General features: G+C 41.4%; 14 protein-coding genes. 3 read left to right on the top strand and 11 right to left on the bottom strand.

What is annotated here, in order from left to right; translation table 11 throughout:
- Window positions 1-35 precede the first annotated feature (35 nt).
- From Q7J63_RS09400 to Q7J63_RS09390, 3 genes are all read right to left on the bottom strand, one after another.
- Window positions 36-641 (bottom strand): superoxide dismutase, encoded by a 606-nt coding sequence (locus Q7J63_RS09400; RefSeq protein ID WP_019595852.1) that lies wholly within the window; start codon window positions 639-641, stop codon window positions 36-38.
- A 104-nt stretch (window positions 642-745) separates the two neighbouring features.
- A complete protein-coding gene (locus Q7J63_RS09395; protein WP_304885632.1) occupies window positions 746-1,189 on the bottom strand; it encodes a nucleoside deaminase in 444 nt (147 codons plus the stop codon).
- Between the two features lie 79 nt (window positions 1,190-1,268).
- Window positions 1,269-2,408 (bottom strand): hypothetical protein, encoded by a 1,140-nt coding sequence (locus Q7J63_RS09390; RefSeq protein WP_019595854.1) that lies wholly within the window; start codon window positions 2,406-2,408, stop codon window positions 1,269-1,271.
- 331 nt (window positions 2,409-2,739) lie between these two features.
- Between Q7J63_RS09390 and Q7J63_RS09385 the strand changes: the two genes are divergently transcribed.
- Window positions 2,740-3,915, top strand: a complete 1,176-nt coding sequence (locus Q7J63_RS09385) for a Na/Pi symporter (protein ID WP_304885630.1) — start codon at window positions 2,740-2,742, stop codon at window positions 3,913-3,915.
- Between the two features lie 3 nt (window positions 3,916-3,918).
- Here Q7J63_RS09385 and deoC read toward each other — a convergent pair whose 3' ends face one another.
- Together deoC and Q7J63_RS09375 are read right to left on the bottom strand one after the other, a co-directional pair.
- Window positions 3,919-4,578 carry a deoxyribose-phosphate aldolase gene (gene deoC, locus Q7J63_RS09380; RefSeq protein WP_304885628.1) on the bottom strand — a complete coding sequence of 220 codons (660 nt, stop codon included), beginning with the start codon at window positions 4,576-4,578 and terminating at the stop codon, window positions 3,919-3,921.
- A gap of 4 nt (window positions 4,579-4,582) precedes the next feature.
- On the bottom strand, window positions 4,583-5,800 hold the full coding sequence (locus tag Q7J63_RS09375; RefSeq protein ID WP_304885626.1) for an NAD(P)-dependent oxidoreductase: 1,218 nt from the start codon (window positions 5,798-5,800) through the stop codon (window positions 4,583-4,585).
- Between the two features lie 144 nt (window positions 5,801-5,944).
- Between Q7J63_RS09375 and Q7J63_RS09370 the strand changes: the two genes are divergently transcribed.
- Entirely contained in the window at window positions 5,945-6,541 is a 597-nt protein-coding gene (locus tag Q7J63_RS09370) for an isoprenylcysteine carboxylmethyltransferase family protein (protein WP_019595858.1), read from the top strand.
- A gap of 19 nt (window positions 6,542-6,560) precedes the next feature.
- Here the strand turns inward: Q7J63_RS09370 and Q7J63_RS09365 are convergent, their stop codons facing one another.
- From Q7J63_RS09365 to Q7J63_RS09350, 4 genes are read right to left on the bottom strand one after another with little or no spacing between them, the layout of a single operon-like run.
- Window positions 6,561-7,109: an FKBP-type peptidyl-prolyl cis-trans isomerase gene (locus Q7J63_RS09365; protein WP_019595859.1), complete on the bottom strand. Its 549-nt coding sequence runs from the start codon at window positions 7,107-7,109 to the stop codon at window positions 6,561-6,563.
- Window positions 7,110-7,661, bottom strand: a complete 552-nt coding sequence (locus tag Q7J63_RS09360; RefSeq protein WP_304885624.1) for an FKBP-type peptidyl-prolyl cis-trans isomerase — start codon at window positions 7,659-7,661, stop codon at window positions 7,110-7,112.
- A 4-nt stretch (window positions 7,662-7,665) separates the two neighbouring features.
- The gene (locus Q7J63_RS09355; RefSeq protein ID WP_304885622.1) at window positions 7,666-8,604 is read right to left on the bottom strand and encodes an FKBP-type peptidyl-prolyl cis-trans isomerase; all 939 of its coding nucleotides are present in this window, start codon (window positions 8,602-8,604) and stop codon (window positions 7,666-7,668) included.
- Window positions 8,591-9,631 carry a bifunctional oligoribonuclease/PAP phosphatase NrnA gene (locus Q7J63_RS09350; protein ID WP_019595862.1) on the bottom strand — a complete coding sequence of 347 codons (1,041 nt, stop codon included), beginning with the start codon at window positions 9,629-9,631 and terminating at the stop codon, window positions 8,591-8,593. The genes Q7J63_RS09355 and Q7J63_RS09350 overlap by 14 nt, the downstream gene beginning before the upstream one ends.
- Window positions 9,632-9,820: 189 nt before the next feature.
- On the opposite strand from Q7J63_RS09350, the gene Q7J63_RS09345 reads away from it, so the two are divergent.
- Entirely contained in the window at window positions 9,821-10,243 is a 423-nt protein-coding gene (locus tag Q7J63_RS09345) for a nucleoside-diphosphate kinase (protein WP_022582155.1), read from the top strand.
- 164 nt (window positions 10,244-10,407) lie between these two features.
- Here the strand turns inward: Q7J63_RS09345 and Q7J63_RS09340 are convergent, their stop codons facing one another.
- On the bottom strand, window positions 10,408-10,893 hold the full coding sequence (locus Q7J63_RS09340) for a lipocalin family protein (protein ID WP_304885619.1): 486 nt from the start codon (window positions 10,891-10,893) through the stop codon (window positions 10,408-10,410).
- 178 nt (window positions 10,894-11,071) lie between these two features.
- Window positions 11,072-12,550: an IMP dehydrogenase gene (gene guaB / locus Q7J63_RS09335; protein ID WP_019595866.1), complete on the bottom strand. Its 1,479-nt coding sequence runs from the start codon at window positions 12,548-12,550 to the stop codon at window positions 11,072-11,074.
- Between the last annotated feature and the right edge of the window lie 45 nt (window positions 12,551-12,595).

The raw sequence follows: 12,595 nt of genomic DNA, 5'->3' as shown, positions 1-12,595 counted from the left end.
CCCCAAGGCTAAATCACTCTTGCATCGAAAATTAATTATTTCGCAGCGGTAAATCTTTTGCTCACTGCATCCCAATCAACAAGATTCCAGAAAGAAGAAATATAATCAGGTCTTCTGTTTTGGTAGTGCAGGTAATACGCATGCTCCCAGACATCAAGTCCCAAAATTGGAGTGCCTTTTTTCTCAGCCACATCCATCAAAGGATTGTCCTGATTTGGGGTAGAGGAAACAAAAAGTTCATTGCTCTCATCTAAGCCAAGCCATGCCCAACCTGATCCGAATCGAGTAGTAGCCGCTTTGTTGAATTCTTCTTTGAAAGCATCAAAAGAACCGAATTTTGCATCGATGGCTTTCGCCAAATCTCCTGAAGGCAATCCACCACCTTTGGGTGACAAAATTGTCCAGAAAAGGCTGTGGTTGTAATGTCCGCCGCCATTGTTTCTTACCGGTGTATTGGCTCCGGCAACCTTCATTAGCTCTTCAAGACTCTTGTCTGCTAAATCTGTACCTTCTATCGCTTTGTTGAGATTGGTCACATAAGCATTGTGGTGTTTACCATGGTGGATTTCCATAGTTCTGGCATCAATATGCGGTTCAAGCGCATTAAAATCATAGGGTAATTTTGGAAGTTCAAAAGCCATATTTTATAAAGTTTTATAGTTTATGATAAAATAATTATTCGTTTCGATTTACTTTTAACTAACCAAATTGATTGGGGAATGGTTCTATTCTCTCAAAAAAGGGGTCAATTTCTTAATTTTTTGAAAAAATCATCCAACAGTTGTTTGGACTCTTCGGCCATTAAACCTGAAGAAAGCTTGGTTTTGGGATGGAGCAAATATTGGGATATTTGGGAAAACCCTCTTCTGGGATCTGATGCTCCATAGTGGATTTCGCCCAACTGGGACCAAAAACAAGCTCCTGCACACATGACGCAAGGTTCCAGGGTAATATACAAAGCGCATTCTGGAAGGTATTTTGAGCCCAAAGCATTGGCGGCGGCTGTGATGGCGAGCATCTCTGCGTGCGCGGTGACGTCCGTCAATTTTTCCGTTTGGTTGTAAGCCCTAGCAATGATTTTTTTCCTGCAGACAACCACTGCCCCTACTGGAATTTCTCCTTCCTCGAAGGCAATTTTGGCCATTTTGAAGGCCTCATTCATGTAATACGCGTCAGTGTAAAGCTCCATTTAATATCGATTCCGAGTAAATTTAGCTCTAAAAAAATAAGGCACAAACCATAGAAGGGTTTGTGCCTATTTTAAATTGTCAAAATATATTGGCGACTAGATCAAACACCTCTTTTCTCACCCCTTCATTGATGATCAAGGCAAGGACCAATGAAACCAATAAGCCTATTCCAGCTTTTATGACATCTTTTCTTGCCAGTCGGTAAGCCCTCACCAGTCTTGCTTTTCTTTTCTTTAGTTTTCTGGATTTTGCCAAGGCAATGGCCAATTCCCTTCCCCCAAGAAGTCCAATGAAAACCCAAGTAGTACTCATGGGTATGTTGCTTGCAATTTTAAAATAAAACAAGATGATGGCATACACAAAATCAACAATGGTCGCCGCTCTTACGTCTGTCACATTTGTCTTTTCGTTGACAATACCCTGAATTTTATCCCCTTTTAGATAAAAAAGAAAACCCAATCCTCCAAAAACAAAGCCTGCATAGGCAACAAACTCCCACAAATTCAACTGTCTTGGAAGGAAAACGGCGATGTTGGCAGCATCTTGCATGATCCAAACTGCCCAGAGTGTACCTGAAGTGATCCACTGCAAAACATACCAATAAGGCTTTGCCTCTCCTTTTAAATAGGTCTTCACAAATTTTTCAAGGGCAAACCAAACCACGATGGCAATAAAAAAAGCCAAAAGGTAACCCAGAAAACTTTTTTGCATTACACCCACGATCGTTCCGGCCTTGTAGGTAAACACATTAAGCAAGAGAAATGTGGTGGAAACCGGCATTCTCAATCGGGTCATGATCAACAGAACGATAGGAGCTGCTAATTGTAAAAACACAAAATTCGTAGGCGCAATGTCAAGACCCGGCACCTGAAGCCGCTCATAACTTACATCGCCATTGAACACAATCCAGCTGTAAGTGACTGTGCCCACGAAAATCAGGCCCATAAACAACCACAACCAATACCATTTGGTGGTTTGATTGGAGCCGATAAAAGTACCAATTGTCTGGATACTGTCATTGGCAATGGCAGAGTAGGCCGCCAATGCAAACCCAAACCACATCGCAGCATAGGTGTAGGGAGTTATCATCCCGGCAATGGAAACCAAAACACAGATAATAATTAAAAAAGGCCTTTCTTTTTTCGAGAAATCAAAAAGTGAATAGGCTGCTTTTGAAAGAGCATCCTGATTGATATTTTGATCTTTAAGTTTTACCATGTGAGGTGAATAAAAGGTATTTTAAACGTGGTGCAAATTTAAAGAAGATAATCGGGCTTGTATATTAAGAAATTGTTAAGCCTATAAGACCATTTCTTAACATCACTATATTCCCCAAAGAGACACTCCTAAGGGAAATAAACAAAAGAAAATAAAGAAAAAAGAAGAAATCAAAAAATTTTATATGATTAGTACTTCCAATTCTCTCGTTTTTTCAAAGATATTATTAACAAAATCTTCATCTTGAATCAGGCACTTTGTGACAATTGTGTCCTTACTTTGTACACCAATAAATCAGATTCTGGACCCCTCTCCAGGGGTTTTTATATAAATGACCGAAATAAGAGAAGTCTCTTCGCCCACACCTACGTTTTATATTTTTTTGCAAATGCTCGTTGCATTGGCGCTTTTCATGTTTTCGATTGATCTTCTCACGGTTTCTGCCACCCGACTCAACAATGAGGTCGCCATGGAGCTCTTCCAAGCGACAAACAATCCTTTCATCGGGCTTTTTGTGGGTTTGCTGATGACTGCCCTGCTTCAGAGTAGCTCTACAATTACTGCCATGATCGTCGCAGTAGTCGCCTCTGGAAATCTCTCCCTTGTACAGGCCGTTCCCTTGATAATGGGTGCGAACATTGGAACCACCATCACCAGTACCCTGGTTTCATTTTCTTATATCATGGATATCAGAAATTTTAAAAAAGCTTTTTCGGCTGGAATTGTCCACGACATATTCAATATCATCACCGTAATCATTTTTCTTCCTTTGGAATTCTATTTCGGATTTTTAAGCAAAACCGCCCAGTTTTTGACCAACACATTCTTTAATGTCGATAGTGGATCCGAGGTGGATTATACCTATAACGTTCTATTTACCCGACCATTGACCCTGTGGCTGCTTGACATCCTATATTATCCCTTGCTGGGATTGATCCTAAGTGTGGCTTTGGTTTTCTTGGCGATCAAATTTCTTTCGACTACCGTATTCAAATCCTTTGTTTCCAATAACTTCAAAAAAGTAAGCAAGCATATCTTCAAATCTCCTTTGGTGGCTTTTCTGTATGGCGTTTTTTTCACCGCAGCCGTCCAATCCAGTACGGTCACGACTTCATTGGTTGTACCAGCGGTAGTCAATCGAAAAGTATCATTGGTGAAAGTATTTCCTTTCATCATTGGAGCCAATATTGGGACCACAGTCACTGCGGCAATAGCCGCACTCTACAAAACCGAAGCCGCGATAAGCATCGCGATCGTCCATTTCTTGTTTAATTTTATTGGCGCAATGATTTTTCTTCCCTTTCCGGGAATAAGGAATATTCCCGTCAGGATCGCCACATTCCTGGGAAGGGAAACGGTAAAATCCCGTCTCGTGGGTTTTGCTTATATCCTGTTGTGTTTCTTTATCATCCCTTTTTTGTTGATTTATTTCAACAACTACGAAATCAAAGATTCCAGCATAAAAGCGGTCGAAACACCCAAAAAAGAGATTATTTTAGAAAAATAAATTTCATATCCCTCCGAGCTCCTTGCATATTTCCACACCTGAACTCGTGCCAATTCTGTCAGCACCTGCTTTTATCAATTCCACAGCTTGGGAAAGATTCTTAATTCCACCACTTGCCTTAATCCCAACTGTACTCGGTAAATATTCCCTCATCAGCTCAATATGTCTCAGTTTTGCACCTTCTGGTGCAAAACCTGTGGAAGTTTTCACATAATCCACGCCTGCATCGACACAGATTTCACAAGCTTGAAGAATCTCGGCATCACTCAGATAGGATGTTTCAATGATTACCTTCAATATCCGCTCTTGTGCATGACACAATGAGGAGACTTTTGCCAACTCAATCTTAGGCCAATTCATTCCTGATTTAAACGCAGTGATGGACCATACGACATCTATTTCGTCAGCCCCATTTTTAATGGCTTGCTCGGTTTCGAAAATTTTTGTTTCAGTCGTGTTATAGCCCAAGGGGAACCCAACCACGGTCACCAACTGGATGGCTTCGTCACCAATCTCCCTTTTTGCTTTTTTCACCCAAAATGGCGGGACACATATCCCTAAAAAATGATATTGCTTGGCTTCAGAGACCAACCTCTCAATATCAAGATCCACAGCAGTGGGTTTGAGCACAGTCTGTTCGATATATCTTTGAATGTTTTTCATGTTTCTAAAAATCTTGTGGTGCATCATTCACGAAATCTCGCAAATAAATAAATTCTACAGTGAGATCGCCTTCTTTTGTGACAGTGGCCCTATCCAAGACGGTTGATGTTTCCTTCAGCAGCTCAGGGATTACATATTGGGTCAATTGGTCACCAAAATCTTCCGAGGCGTCTCTCGGCAGTTCTGAGGGAAGGTTGTCAATCGCCATCACGGAGATACTGTTTTGTTTCCCAAATGCGGGCATCGCTTGTAATGTCTGCCTATCAATATCATAAACAGGATCCAACGGCGTACTGGCCTTTAGGGTCGTTGGAATGGAACCATCGATGTCACAGGTGATGTCCGCAATCACAGAAATATTAAAATCATCCGACCTGATATCCTCCAGTTCAAACAGGCGTGGTGCCCGATAATCCCAAAAAGCTGCACCGATCAAGATGTCACTCACCTCCGCAAACTTGAGAAAATGACTCTCATATTTTTCGGGATAGGTATAAAATTCATTCTTGTCGTATCCTCCATCAGTCTTTCTCCTGTTGTAGTCACTCGATGACAGCAAGGCAAAAACCGGTTCGTCATAATAATGATGAACCAAGTCATGGGGAGAAACCTCTTTGATTTTGATGGCATCCAAAACTTCACGAACTCCTTTGCCAACCCGTCCCTTTCCTGTTACGACGATTTTAATTGGTGGAAGCTGGATCTTTTGGAGCTCCTCATTCAGCTCTAGACGATCATGGCATGCCATCGCCCGTTTTAGCGCATAGAGTCCGGATTTTTTTCCATAGGCCCAAAAACCATTGTATGCGCCCACAATTCCAGCCCATCTACCAAACGCCACAAGTCTTTCCCCCTGGTCATTTTTGACCACTTCATAGTCTATCAACTCGATATTCTTCTCCAAAATCGCCTTCAGTAGCTTCCGGTTGTAGGGCTGTTTTTTAAAAGTATGGGAAAAGAAAAAATAGGTCTTGTTGGGGATCAGCTGGTCGATGGGGACTTCCTTAATGCCCATCAAGACATCACAACTTCCAATATCATCCACTACTTCAATCCCAACTTGCCTGTATTCCTCATCCTGAAAACACCTGATTTCACTGGATTGGACCAAAAACTCCAATTCTGCCCCGTAGTTTTCCTTTAATTTGAACAATTGTTTCGGGGTAAAAGGAACCCTTCTATCCGGAGGCACCTTTCCCTCTTTAATTATGCCGATCTTCATTGTGTCGATATTAAGAAGGTGAAAGCGTTATGCATTGAAGTTGGTTTGTTTTCATTTATTTCACCAAAATGGCAAATACGCTTTTCCGAAAAGTAATCTCTACTTTTGACAGAGAATAAAAATATTTCATAATAAGAAGATGTCATGTCACACTTGATTTTGGTTGTCCTTTGGGCCCTATTCTATTTCTTACACAGTCTGCTTGCGAGTTTGAATATAAAAAGAAAATTGCAAGGAAAGATGGGAAGTGCCTATAAATGGTACCGTTTAATATACAGTTTTAGTTCATCCATCCTGTTTTTGGCGATTTTTGTTTATGCTGGGCTTTTTGAATCCAAAATGCTGCTGAATTCCTCCCCTGGTTTGACCTATTTATCTTTTTTGACCGCAGGTTTGGGAACCATTATTTTGGTTAAAGCTTTCAAGCATTTCCAGAGCATGGAATTTATCGGCCTGGCACCACATGAGGATCTCGATAAAAAGGGAGATCTGATAAGAAAAGGAATTCATCAATATGTTAGACATCCCATTTATTCAGGGCTGATTCTGATTTTTTTGGGATACTTTTTTTACCTACCCACCCTCTCCTCCATGATTCATTTGGTGGCTCTTTTGGTCTATCTCCCTTTCGGCATCTATTATGAGGAGAAAAAACTTACCGCTCTTTTCGGAGAGGAATACAAAAAATATAAGGAAGAAGTACCTGCATTGATCCCATTCAAAACAAAAAAGGCCGCTTAGAGCGGCCTTTTTCAAACTTTTAATCCATTCCCAGAAAATCCACTTCAAAAACCAAAACGGAGTTGGGTGGGATTCTATTTATGTTTTCTTGATTCCTGTAACCGTATGGGGAAGGAATAATGATAATTCCCTTTGATCCACTTCTCATCCGTTGAAAACCAATACTAAATCCCTGAATCGAAGAAGTAGACCCCAATGGAAACTGGAAGATGTTATACGTTGCGGTCTCTACAAAAAGGTCGTTTTCTTTGGCAACATTCTCAAGATTCGTATCGAAAACTGTTCCGTCGAGTAGTTTGCCAACATAATTTGTGTAAATCACATTGTTGTTTCTCGGCCTGGAGCCAGTCCCTTCCTCTTGTACAATCACCACTACCCCACTGGGGTCATGGATCCTATACAGACTATCATATGGCGTAGTCAAAAGATACTCAGCTATTTTGAGACTGTCTATTTTTAGATTCCCTTCCGTGTCATAAACCGGTCCACCAAATGGGTTCGCTGATTCGCAGGAAAAGCTGAAAATCAAGATCAGACTTGAAAACAGTATTATACCAATCTTTCTCATTTATAAATCGTCTGGGATTTGAACCCCGTTTACTCCCACCAAATCTATTTCGAAAATCAAAATGGAATTTTTGGGAATGGAAGATACTGGTTGTGATCCATAACCGTAAATCGAAGGAATGATCACTGTAGCTTTGTCTCCCATTTCCATTTTCGACAAGGCATACTCAAATCCTGGAATTACCTGGCCATATCCGAACAACAGTTCCAAAGGGGCATAAACTCTGTTTGCATTGAAGAGATCATTATCCTTCGCCACTGATTCCAAGGAAGTATCGAAAACCTTGTTGTTCGAAAGCTTGCCTACGTAATCCACTTTAAGAGTATCACCTACTACAGGGAGTTTACCACTGGCAGAAACTTCTTGCCAAATAAGCACCAAACCGGAGGCAGGATCTTTGAACTCCTTCACGGAAGGAATCGCATTTTCTGAAAGATAAAGTTCAATGTTTTTTAAATCCCTTTCAAAAATGATTTGGGTATTTTCCTCTTCGGAAACACAACCCGAAAAAAGAACTGTTGCCAGTAAAATGAAAACACTGAATTTATTCATAGTTTTATTTTTGTACATCTGTCACTTCAACGTCGAAAATCAAAACAGAGTTTGGCAGGATTAATGGACCAGACTGTCTGTCTCCATAACCTAGTGGGGATGGAATCAAAAACTTTGCTTTTGATCCTTTTTTCAACAGGGCAAGCCCTTCGTCCCATCCTGCGATCACACGTCCTTCTCCAACGACAACATCAATTGGGGCATATCCGCCTTGCTGATCCCTTTGTTCGTTGTAGGCATTGTTGGCTTGAGCAAGTTCCTTGCTGCTGGTATCGAAAAGTGTCCCGTCCATCAAGTAACCGGCATAATGGATAAATGCCATTTCACCATTTTGGATCTGATCGCCTTCTCCTTCTTTTTCTATGACGTAGTAAAGGCCGGATTCTGTCCTGGTCGCAGTCAAATTATTTTTTGCGATATAATCCTCTATGAGTTGGGTATCTACTTCAAGTTGTTTGATAGCGTCTTGGGCTTGGTTTTTCATTTCTGCTTCCTGAAGCGCAGTGAAATAGGCCTGGATACCTTGCTCGTCCAAAACGTCGATGACACCGATCCTGATTTTCACGTTTTGCTCATTGGTAAGGAAAGGAGGCATGTTGGATTCCCCAAACACTTTCAGTGCGGTACTTTCAAATGCGATGCTGTCCCCTTTTCTCAGACCCAAAAAGATTTCGTCCATTCCGTTTTGTTTTGGAGTGGAATCATTGAACATCAGATACCCAGGCATCTTTTGATCATAGGTAGAGATAAAGGTAGAATCCTTATCATTTTTGACCACCAAGTGATAGAGGATAAATTCCCCGTTTTTGGGAGAATCTTTTCCCTGCTTGATGTAAGTATATTCTATACCGTCAGATGTTTTTTCTGTCTTTTTGCAGGAAACCATACCGGTAATGACTACCAACAGCGCGGTAGACAATAAAATGCTTTTAATTGTTTTCATGGACGAGTTCTAATTGATTTAATAAAGCTTTTTTGTTTTTTTTGATAAGTTTTTCGAATCTATCTGTGGTTTCTTTCAAGCCCATTTCAGATTTTCCTCCGGAAGCGTTTTTGTGTCCCCCTCCGTCAAAAAACGCTGCTGCAAACTTGTTTATGGCCACATCATGCGTGGATCTAAAGGATATCTTGACGGCATCGTCTCGCTCGGTGAAGAGCGCCGCGATTTTGATTCCCTCCAAAGACAAGGCGTAATTGACCAAGCCTTCAGTATCGCCGGTTTGGGAATTGTATTTTTTTAAATCCTTTTTAGTGATGGAAAAATAAGCCGTGTGTAGATTTTCCAAAATCGTCAATCTTCTTGTAATGGCAAAACCCAGGAATTTTAGTTTGTCTATGCTGTTGGTATCATAGATCAATTTTGAAATCTTGGTGTTGTCAGCGCCCAAGCCAATAAGTTCGGCAGTGACCAAGTGTACGTTTTTGGTGGTATTGGGGTGTTTGAAACCCCCGGTATCTGTCATGATCCCGGCATAAAGACATTCTGCAATATCCTTGTCAATCAGGTCGTGGTCACCAATTTTTACGATCAGATCATAGACCAATTCACAAGTAGCTGCAGCAGAAGTACTCCAATAATTGAAATCAGAAAAGTTTTTTGGATCTTGGTGATGGTCGATGTTGACTTTGTAAGCGGTGGCATTGTTGACATAAGACTGCATGCTATTCAGCCTACTCAAGCAGGAAAAATCCAGACAAATGATCACATCAGCTGATTCAATTTTTTTGATGGCCTTTTCCTGTTTGGAAAGGTCTTCAAAATTAATCACCTTTTTGTTCCCCTTCATCCAATGGAGGAAAGAGGGGTAATCCGATGGAGTGATCACATCGACTTCATGACCTTTTTTAATAAGGTAATTGGCCATTCCCAAGGAAGAACCCAATGCATCTGCATCAGGTTTATGATGGGTAGTGATGACAATTTTTTTCGGTAAGGCAATTATATCTTTTAGAGACTCTAATTCTTGCATTTTAAGGCTTTTATATGTTCCCCGCAGAAAACACAGTCGACAAAGGTCAGGATTATTTTTGAAAAATCCCAATTCTACCAATTGCCTAACATGTAATCAGATAGGATAGAATTCGCTGGCTTTATTCGGAGATTCGTTTATTTACCCTATTTTTGCACTCCAATAAAACGTTGACATAAATTTAAGGAAATGGCAAATAACAGAACATTCACGATGATTAAGCCTGATGCTTTTGGCGCAGGAAATTCAGGTGCGATTTTGAAAATGATTGAAGAGGCAGGATTCAAAATAGTGGCCATGAAGGCTACCAAATTGTCTCCGGAAATGGCAGGGAAATTCTATGAAGTCCATAGCGAAAGACCTTTTTACGCAGCACTTTGCGCATACATGTCCTCGGGACCTATCCTGCCCGTGATCTTGGAAAAAGACAATGCAGTGGAAGATTTCAGAAAATTGATCGGAGCGACCAATCCAGCAGATGCTGCTGAAGGAACGATCAGAAAGATTTTTGCAACTTCCATCGAAGCCAATGCCGTTCACGGTTCCGATTCCGACGAAAACGCTGCAATCGAAGGGAACTTTTTCTTCAGTCAATTCGAAAGAGTCCTTTAATCTGGCTCAAAAAAGAATTTAAAAGCCCTCGGAATTTGACGATTCCGAGGGCTTTTTTTTGTCGAAAATCAAAATTCAGATCGTCCAAAAAATTTGGAATGGCTTAATCCAAATCTTTTTCCAGCCTAGACCAGTTCCATCCATCCATTGTTACGGATGGGATCTTAGTTTACTTTTTCAAATTTCATATCCTGTTCGATCACATCCCCTCCTACTATCCCTCCAGGAAAAAAAAGTTCATTCCCTTCATTTCTCAGCGAATAGGTTTTGGAATAATCCGGATATCCCTCTACAAAGGTGCTTTGCAATTCCTCTTTTGCATAATGGACTTTTTCACCAAAATAAGGCCGGTGTAAAAATGCTGTCCGGGTGAATACAATGGTATTGTTGTCGAGTAAGAAAGTCCCGGATTCATGAAAATTATACCCCAAATCCACGACAGAGCCTTGTTCACGAAGCGTGGAACTGTAGCTATAGGTTCCATCTCCTTTAAATACATAGATGGTGACGTAATCCAATTCAAGGTAATTGTTGAAGCCAACCATTTCCCAAGTTCCCAAAAATGGGAGGGGAAGGGTATCATCTCCATCTTGACACGAACTTGCGAAAAGCAAAATAATAAAGAGAGGGAGCGTTAGGATTTTTTTCATATTCATTGCGGTTTTTTCATCCTACGAATATTGATAATCTGGGGTTTCTTATTTTTATTCAGGAAATGAAATATTTGGAGTTTTTAAATTTTGACATCAAAAAAAGCGGGAAAATCATGATTTCCCCGCTCCTTCATTTATAAAATGCAGCTTTTGCCACAACAATGTATTTACTCCATCACATTTTAGCACTATAATTCGGTGCCTCTCTCGTGATGCTGATGTCATGTGGATGGGACTCCTTGGCTCCTGCCGAAGTGATCTTGACAAATTTTCCGTCACGCTGAAGGTCCTCAATATTGGGGGTACCGCAATAGCCCATACCTGCCTGTAATCCTCCGATCAACTGATACAAAACTTCGGAAACAAGTCCTTTGTAAGGTACTCTTCCCACGATTCCCTCGGGTACCAATTTCTTGATGTTGTCTTCCGCATCTTGGAAATAACGGTCTTTTGAACCGGATTCCATCGCTTCAAGAGAACCCATTCCCCTGTAGGATTTGAATTTCCTGCCTTCAAAAATGATCATTTCTCCAGGAGCCTCTTCGGTTCCGGCAAGCAAAGATCCGATCATGATAGAGCTTCCACCCGCGGCGATGGCTTTTACCAAATCTCCCGAATAACGGATTCCACCATCTGCAATCACCGGTACGCCCGTACCTTTCAAGGCTTCTGCGCATTCGTATACTGCTGACAACTGAGGAACACCCACTCCAGCAATGACGCGCGTGGTGCAGATACTTCCCGGTCCCACACCGACTTTTACCGCATCGGCTCCAGCCTCCGCTAGCGCAATCGCTGCTTCTGGCGTGGCAATGTTTCCAACGATGACTTCCAAATCCGGAAACGCAGCCTTGATTCTTTTACATGCATCAATGACACCTTTGGAATGGCCATGAGCAGTATCAATGGAAACAACGTCCACTCCGGCAGCCTTTAAGGCCTCCACTCTTTCTTCGATATCTGCTGTGACACCGACAGCAGCGCCAACTCTCAATCTACCAAATTCATCCTTACAGGCATTTGGTTTGTCTCTCCTCTTTAGGATATCCTTATAGGTAATCAGACCAGAAAGTCTATACTCCTCATCGACTATGGGAAGTTTTTCGATTTTGTATTCCTGAAGAATTTCCTCCGCTTCCTCCAAAGTGATTCCTCCCTTGGCGGTGATCAGATTCTCCTTGGTCATGATTTCTTTAATGTTCCGGTTGGGATCTTTGATAAATCGCAAGTCACGGTTGGTGATGATTCCCATAAGTGTCCTATTTTCATCCACCACAGGAATACCGCCGATATTGAATTCGCTCATGATGTTTTGAGCATCCTTTACTTTGGCATCAATGTGTAGTGTGATAGGGTCTAGAATCATTCCGGATTGAGACCGCTTCACCTTTTTGACTTGTGAGGCTTGTTTCTCAATGGACATATTTTTATGGATAAATCCCAATCCTCCTTCCAAAGCAATGGCAATCGCCAATTCTGCTTCGGTGACGGTGTCCATGGCTGCTGAAACCAATGGAATGTTGAGCCGGATTTTCTTGGTGAGTTGAGTGGATGTGTTGGTGTCGCGCGGGAGAACTTCTGAGTATCCTGGGACTAAAAGCACGTCATCGTAGGTGAGTGCTTCAAAAAGAAACTTTTGTGACTTTTGATTCATGGCAAATATCGGTTAGGTTACCCTATTTGCACGCCAAAGATACAA

The organism is Rhodonellum sp., from assembly GCF_030656585.1.
Classification (GTDB): Bacteria; Bacteroidota; Bacteroidia; order Cytophagales; family Cyclobacteriaceae; genus Rhodonellum; species Rhodonellum psychrophilum.
Note: the sequence above shows the minus strand (reverse complement) of the source record. Positions and strands in the feature narration are given on the sequence as shown.

Excerpts from the sequence above, each read along its gene's own strand:
- Q7J63_RS09365 (WP_019595859.1), bottom strand. The coding sequence starts at position 7,109 with ATGAGAAAGATTGGTATAATACTGTTTTCAAGTCTGATCTTGATTTTC.
- Q7J63_RS09400 (WP_019595852.1), bottom strand. The coding sequence starts at position 641 with ATGGCTTTTGAACTTCCAAAATTACCCTATGATTTTAATGCGCTTGAA.
- Q7J63_RS09375 (WP_304885626.1), bottom strand. The coding sequence starts at position 5,800 with ATGAAGATCGGCATAATTAAAGAGGGAAAGGTGCCTCCGGATAGAAGG.
- Q7J63_RS09355 (WP_304885622.1), bottom strand. The coding sequence starts at position 8,604 with ATGAAAACAATTAAAAGCATTTTATTGTCTACCGCGCTGTTGGTAGTC.
- Q7J63_RS09340 (WP_304885619.1), bottom strand. The coding sequence starts at position 10,893 with ATGAAAAAAATCCTAACGCTCCCTCTCTTTATTATTTTGCTTTTCGCA.
- deoC (WP_304885628.1), bottom strand. The coding sequence starts at position 4,578 with ATGAAAAACATTCAAAGATATATCGAACAGACTGTGCTCAAACCCACT.
- Q7J63_RS09390 (WP_019595854.1), bottom strand. The coding sequence starts at position 2,408 with ATGGTAAAACTTAAAGATCAAAATATCAATCAGGATGCTCTTTCAAAA.
- Q7J63_RS09395 (WP_304885632.1), bottom strand. The coding sequence starts at position 1,189 with ATGGAGCTTTACACTGACGCGTATTACATGAATGAGGCCTTCAAAATG.
- Q7J63_RS09345 (WP_022582155.1), top strand. The coding sequence starts at position 9,821 with ATGGCAAATAACAGAACATTCACGATGATTAAGCCTGATGCTTTTGGC.
- guaB (WP_019595866.1), bottom strand. The coding sequence starts at position 12,550 with ATGAATCAAAAGTCACAAAAGTTTCTTTTTGAAGCACTCACCTACGAT.
- Q7J63_RS09350 (WP_019595862.1), bottom strand. The coding sequence starts at position 9,631 with ATGCAAGAATTAGAGTCTCTAAAAGATATAATTGCCTTACCGAAAAAA.
- Q7J63_RS09370 (WP_019595858.1), top strand. The coding sequence starts at position 5,945 with ATGTCACACTTGATTTTGGTTGTCCTTTGGGCCCTATTCTATTTCTTA.
- Q7J63_RS09385 (WP_304885630.1), top strand. The coding sequence starts at position 2,740 with ATGACCGAAATAAGAGAAGTCTCTTCGCCCACACCTACGTTTTATATT.
- Q7J63_RS09360 (WP_304885624.1), bottom strand. The coding sequence starts at position 7,661 with ATGAATAAATTCAGTGTTTTCATTTTACTGGCAACAGTTCTTTTTTCG.